At 72.6% G+C, this 6,432-nt stretch carries 6 protein-coding genes; all 6 read left to right on the forward strand.

The annotated features are described in order from the left end of the window. Window positions 1–876, forward strand: an 876-nt coding sequence (iolC, locus tag VGH85_09595; protein ID HEY2174047.1) for a 5-dehydro-2-deoxygluconokinase, incomplete at its 5' end; no start/stop codon positions are given. Further along, a complete protein-coding gene (locus VGH85_09600) occupies window positions 869–1,738 on the forward strand; it encodes an aldolase (protein ID HEY2174048.1) in 870 nt (289 codons plus the stop codon). The genes iolC and VGH85_09600, both read left to right, overlap by 8 nt. Beyond that, the gene (gene iolB, locus VGH85_09605) at window positions 1,735–2,613 is read left to right on the forward strand and encodes a 5-deoxy-glucuronate isomerase (protein HEY2174049.1); all 879 of its coding nucleotides are present in this window, start codon (window positions 1,735–1,737) and stop codon (window positions 2,611–2,613) included. The genes VGH85_09600 and iolB overlap by 4 nt, the downstream gene beginning before the upstream one ends. Then, entirely contained in the window at window positions 2,610–4,505 is a 1,896-nt protein-coding gene (gene iolD, locus VGH85_09610; protein ID HEY2174050.1) for a 3D-(3,5/4)-trihydroxycyclohexane-1,2-dione acylhydrolase (decyclizing), read from the forward strand. Before iolB ends, iolD begins: the two co-directional genes overlap by 4 nt. Before the next feature lie 163 nt (window positions 4,506–4,668). Continuing rightward, window positions 4,669–5,601: a carbamate kinase gene (locus tag VGH85_09615; GenBank protein ID HEY2174051.1), complete on the forward strand. Its 933-nt coding sequence runs from the start codon at window positions 4,669–4,671 to the stop codon at window positions 5,599–5,601. Further along, window positions 5,598–6,287 (forward strand): endonuclease/exonuclease/phosphatase family protein, encoded by a 690-nt coding sequence (locus tag VGH85_09620; protein ID HEY2174052.1) that lies wholly within the window; start codon window positions 5,598–5,600, stop codon window positions 6,285–6,287. Before VGH85_09615 ends, VGH85_09620 begins: the two co-directional genes overlap by 4 nt. Window positions 6,288–6,432: the final 145 nt, after the last annotated feature.

Consider the following 6,432-nt stretch of genomic DNA (forward strand, 5'->3'; position numbering starts at 1 on the left):
TTCCTCGGCGGCAGCGCGACCAACGTGGCGGTCGCCGCCGCCCGCTACGACCGGCGTACGGCGGTGGTGACCCGCACCGGCGCCGACCCGTTCGGCGTTTACGTGCACCGGGCGCTCGCCGAGTTCGGTGTGGACGACCGGTGGGTGAGCGAGGTGGCGGCCTACCCGACGCCGGTCACCTTCTGCGAGATCTTCCCGCCCGATCACTTCCCGATCTACTTCTACCGTTACCCGAAGGCGCCCGATCTCGAGATCAACGTCGACGAACTCGACCTCGACGCGATCCGTGCCGCCGGCGTCTTCTGGACCACCGGGACCGGGCTGTCCGAGGAGCCCAGCCGCTCGGCGACCCTCGCGGCGCTCGCCGCCCGCGAGCACCGGCCGCACACCGTGCACGACCTCGACCACCGGCCGATGTTCTGGGCGTCGGTCGAGGACGCCGGACGCTGGCAGCGCGCGGCCCTCGGCCACGCGACGGTCGCGGTCGGCAACCTCGAGGAGGTCGAGGTCGCCGTCGGCACAAAGGATCCGGACGCCGCGGCCGATGCGCTGCTCGATCTCGGTGTCGAGATCGCCGTCGTCAAGCAGGGCCCGCGCGGCGTGCTCGGCCGCACCCGCACGGAGTCGGTCGTCGTCCCGCCGGTGCCGGTCGACGTGGTCAACGGGCTGGGTGCCGGCGATGCGTTCGGCGGCGCACTGGCGCACGGACTGCTGGCCGGCTGGTCGCTCGACCGGACGCTGCGGTTCGCCAACGCCGCCGGCGCGCTCGTCGCCTCCCGCCTCGCCTGCTCGGCGGCGATGCCTTACGCCGAGGACGTTCTCGCGCTGCTGGACGAGCGGGCCGATGGACCGACCGCGGAGGCGCGGCGTGCCTGAGTCCTGGCTCGAGCGGGTGCTCGAGATCCGCGCCCACCGGCCGGACGCGATCGCCGCAGCGGCAGCCGCCCGCCGGCCGGCGTCGCTGGGTGATATCGACCGGCTGCTCGTCGTGGCCGCCGACCATCCGGCACGCGGAGCGTTGGCGAGCGGCGGCGACCCGATGGCGATGGGCAACCGGGTCGACCTGATCGACCGGCTGCTGGTGGCATTGGCCCGGCCGGGAGTCAACGGCGTCCTGGCCACCGCCGACGTACTCGAGGATCTGCTGCTGCTCGGTGCGCTCGACGACAAGCTTGTCTTCGGGTCGATGAACCGCGGCGGGCTCGCCGGCGCCGTCTACGAGCTCGACGACCGGTTCACCGGATACGACGCGGCGGCCGTCGACGCGCGCGGCTTCGACGGCGGCAAGATGCTGCTGCGGATAGCCCTCGACGACCCCGGCGCGGCGGCGACCCTGCAGTCGTGCGCGGCTGCGGTCGATGCGCTGGCCCGCCGGCGGCGGATCGCGATGGTCGAACCGTTCTGGACCAGGAGGGTCGACGGTCGGCTGATGACCGACCTCGCACCGGACGCGATGATCCGGGCGATCGCTGTGGCATCCGGACTCGGCGCGACCTCGGCGTACACCTGGCTGAAGGTGCCGGTGGTGGAGGAGATGGAACGGGTGATGGCGGCATCGACGCTGCCTGCGCTCCTGCTCGGCGGCGAGACGCAGAACGACCCCGGCGAGATGTTCCTGCGGTGGCGCAAGGCTCTCGCCCTGCCGTCGGTGCGCGGCCTCGTCGCCGGACGGAACCTCCTCTATCCCGCCGACGGTGACGTCGCGGCGGCGGTCGACAGCGCGGCGGACCTGCTATGACCGACCACGTGCTGCCCGCGCGCTCCACCGCGGACGGAGCGCTGTCCACCGTCGTCACGCCCGAGTCGGCCGGCTGGGCCTACTCCGGGCTGCGGGTGCTCGAGCTGCATCCCGGCGGCCGGCGCGAGTTCACCACCGGCGACGAGGAGATGCTCGTCCTGCCGTTGTCCGGCGGCTGCCGGGTGTCGTGCGGCGGGGACGACTACGACCTCGTCGGCCGTAGCGATGTCTTCACCGGCGTGACCGACTTCGTCTACCTCCCACGGGACGCCGCGGCGGTGATCGAGAGCACCGGCGGCGGCCGGTTCGCGCTCCCGTCCGCGCGGTGCGAGCGACGGCTACCGGTCCGGATGCAGACTGCCGCCGACGTCCCGGTCGAGGTGCGCGGCGCCGGCCGGTCCACCCGGCAGGTCAACAACTTCTGCGCCCCCGGTGCGTTCGAGACCGACAAGCTGTGCGCGGTCGAGGTACTGACGCCGGGCGGCAACTGGTCGTCGTACCCGCCGCACAAGCACGACGAAAAGCGCGACGGCGAGGCGGTTCTCGAAGAGATCTACTACTTCGAGGTGGCCGGGCACGACGCGGACGCGGGTTTCGGATTCCAGCGCGTCTACAGTTCCGGTCCGGACCGGCAGATCGACGTGGCGACCGAGGTGCGGACCGGGGACGTCGTCCTCATTCCGCATGGCTACCACGGCCCGTCCATGGCCGCGCCGGGTTACGACCTGTACTACCTCAACGTATTGGCCGGCCCGGAAGCGGAGCGGACGATGTCGTTCTGCGACGACCCGGCGCACGCCTGGATCCGGGCGTCGTGGCAGGGGGTGCCCGCCGACCCGCGGGTGCCGATGAGCGGACCGGGGAGGGCCCGATGAGCACAGGAACGCGTCGGTTGACCGTCGGCCAGGCGCTGGTCCGTTTCCTGGCGGCGCAATACACCGAACGCGACGGCGTACGGCACCGGGCGATCGCCGGCTGCTCCGGTATCTTCGGGCACGGCAACGTCGCCGGCATCGGCCAGGCGCTGCTCGAGGCCGCCCACGACGATCCCGCGCTGCTGCCCTATCGGCAGGCCCGCAACGAGCAGGGGATGGTGCACACCGCGGTCGGCTACGCGCGGATGACCAACCGGCTGTCCACCCTGGCCTGCACAAGCTCCATCGGCCCGGGCGCCACCAACATGGTCACCGGCGCGGCGCTGGCGACCATCAACCGGCTACCCGTCCTGCTGCTGCCCGGTGACATCTTCGCGACCCGCGTCGCCGATCCCGTGCTGCAGCAGTTGGAGCTGCCCGGCGCCGCGGACGTGTCGGTCAACGACTGCTTCCGGCCGGTGTCCCGCTTCTTCGACCGCATCTGGCGTCCCGAGATGCTGATTCCCTCGGCCCTGCAGGCGATGCGGGTGCTCACCGACCCCGCCGAGACGGGAGCCGTCACCCTCGCACTGCCGCAGGACGTGCAGGCCGAGGCGTTCGACGTCCCCGAGGAGTTCCTCGCCGAGCGGGTCTGGCCGGTACGCCGGCCGCTGCCCGACACCACCGCGCTCGACGAGGCGGCCGCGCTGCTGGCGGGTGCCCGCCGGCCGATGATCGTCGCCGGCGGCGGCGTCATCTACAGCGAGGCGACCGACGCGCTACGCCGGTTCTGCGACGCGACCGGCGTACCGGTCGGCGAGACGCAGGCTGGGAAGGGCTCGCTGCCGTTCGATCACCCCAGCGCGCTCGGCGCGGTCGGCGCCACCGGGACGGCCGCCGCCAACGCGATCGCCCGGGACGCCGACGTCGTCATCGGCATCGGCACCCGATGGACCGACTTCGCCACTGCCTCGCAGTCGGTCTTTGCGAACCCTGACGTTCGGTTCGTCAACGTCAACGTCGCAGCTTTCGACGCCTACAAGATGGCAGGCCTCGCTCTGGTCGGCGATGCGCGGGCGACGACCGACGCACTCGCCGGATCACTCGGCGACTGGCGGGTCGACGACGACTACCGCGCCGAAGTCACGCGCCGGGCCACGGAATGGCAGCAGGTCGTCGACTCGGCCTACCACCCCGATCCGCAGTCGGGCCGGGCGTCGCTGCCCAGCCAGGTCGAGGTGCTCGGCGTCGTCAACGAGACGGCCGGGCCACGCGACGTCGTCGTCAACGCCGCCGGCAGCATGCCCGGTGACCTGCACGCCCTCTGGCGCACCCGCGACCCGAAGGGCTACCACGTCGAATACGGCTACTCCTGCATGGGATACGAGATCGCCGGTGGACTCGGTGTGAAACTCGCCGCCCCGGACCGCGAGGTCTTCGTCATGGTCGGCGACGGCTCCTATCTGATGATGGCGCAGGAACTTGTCACGGCGGTGCAGGAAGGCGTCAAGCTCGTCGTCGTCCTCGTGCAGAACCAGGGGTTCGCCTCGATCGGCGCGCTGTCGGAGTCCGTCGGGTCGCAGCGCTTCGGTACGTCGTACCGCTACCGCGACCCGGCCACCCGGCAGCTCGACGGTGAGGTGCTGCCCGTCGATCTCGCCGCCAACGCGGCAAGCCTCGGCGCCGACGTGATCCGGGCGTCCACCCTGGACGACCTGCGGTCCGCCCTCACCAAGGCCGGCGAATCGGCGCGCACCACCGTGGTCCACATCGAGACCGATCCGCTGGCCGGGTCGCCGGACGGCGGGGCGTGGTGGGACGTCCCCGTCGCCGAGGTGTCCGCGCTGGAGTCGACCCGGCAGGCCCGCGCCGACTACGAGCGGGACAAGGACGCGCAGCGCCGCCACCTCTAGGCCACGGCCGAGGTTGCCGTCCAGCTGCCGCCGAAGCAGGAGAAGGGCAACCGCAAGCGGGTCTGAGATCGACTGCGCCGTGCGAGGATGAACTCTCTCCCCGCGGACGGGCGGCCGCAGGTCTGCCGTCGACGCGCCGGGGACCGAGGGAGGTCGGCAGCCGGTGCGGGTGGTCGTCGCGCTGGGAGGCAACGCGCTGAGCCCCGGGGGCGGTACCGGCTCGGCCGCGGAGATGCGGTCGACGCTGCGCCGGACGAGCATCCGGCTCGCCGAACTCGTCTCCCGCGGGGTCTCCCTCGTCCTCACTCACGGCAACGGGCCCCAGGTCGGACGGATCCTGCTGCAGCAGGAAGCCGCCGCGCCGGAGGTGCCGCCGATGCCGATGGATGTCTGCGGCGCCGAGAGCCAGGGCCAGATCGGATACCTGCTCGCCCAGGCCATCGACAACGCGCTGCGGGCGCGCGACCTGCCGCAGCGGGTCTTTCCGCTGATCACCCAGGTCGTCGTCGACGGCCGCGACCCGGCGTTCCGGCGACCGACGAAGCCGGTCGGGCCGGTCTACGACGAGCGCACCGCGCACGGGATCGCGACCGCCTCGGGGCACGTCTTCCAACAGGTCGGTGACGACCGGTGGCGGCGGGTCGTGGCCTCGCCGATGCCGCTCGGATTCGTCGAGGAGCAGCCGATCCGGCTCGTCGTCGAGGGCGGCAACGTGCTGCTCGCGGCCGGTGGCGGCGGGGTGCCGGTGGTCCTGCACCGGTCGGTGTACCGCGGGGTTGAGGCGGTCGTCGACAAGGACCGCACCGCCGCCCAGCTCGCCCGGCTGGTCTCGGCCGACCAACTGGTGATCCTCACCGAGGTACCGCGGGTGCAGATCGGATTCGGTACGCCGGCGGCGCGCGCCGTACCGTCCCTCACCGTGACCGAGGCACGTCGGCTGCTGGCCGAGGGCGAGTTCCCCGAGGGCTCGATGGGGCCGAAGATCGAAGCGTGCTGCGACTTCGTCGAGGGGTGCGGCGGTCGGGCCGTGATCGGCGCGCTCATCGACACCGTCGACACCGTCTTCGGTGACGCCGGCACGGTGATCGTGCCGTGACGACCCTGCGGGTGCTCACCTACAACGTGCGGTCGCTGCGCGACGATGCGGCCGCGGCCGCCCGGGCCGTGCGGTCCGCCGCACCCGACGTGGTCGCGATCCAGGAGGCGCCGCGCTTCGTGCGCTGGCGGACTAGGGGCGCCGAGTTCGCCCGGCAATGCGGCCTGGTCGTGTTGAGCGGCGGCCGTGCCGCGGCCGGCAACCTGCTGCTGTGTCAGCTCGGCGTCGACGTCGAACGCGCCGGGGTGCTGGGACTGTCGCACCGCCGCGGCGCACACCACCGGGGCGCGGCGGCGGCGGTGTGCTCACTCGCCGGACGGCGGTTCGCGGTCGTCGGCATCCACCTCGATCTGCAACCCGACGACCGGTCGGCCCACGTGCGCGAACTGTTCGGGCGCCTGCCGGAGGTCGGTGTCGACCCGTCGCTGCCGCGGATCGTTGCCGGAGACATCAACGAGACGCCCGGCGAGCCGGCGTGGGCGGCGCTCGCCGAGCAGCTCCGCGACGGCCCCGCCGCCGTCGGCGCCGACGCGCCGACCTTCACTGCGCGCAGCCCAGGACGGCGCATCGACGGCGTCTTCGTCGACCGGCGGCTCCGCGTCGTCCGCGCGCAGGTGCTGGACGGTCCGGAGGTGCTCGCGGGCTCGGACCACCGGCCGGTGCTCACCGAGGTCGAGCTGACCTGACCGGCCGGGTGTCCCCGCCGAGGTGTCCGGAGCCGGGGAGCGGGTAGGGGCATACTGACCGGACCGAACGAGAACGGAGAGCCGCCGATGCCCCTGCTTCGTCGTATCGCCCGACCGATGCTCGCCAGCATGTTCGTCGCCGGCG

It is taken from the genome of Mycobacteriales bacterium (assembly GCA_036497565.1).
Taxonomy (GTDB): Bacteria; Actinomycetota; Actinomycetes; order Mycobacteriales; family QHCD01; genus DASXJE01.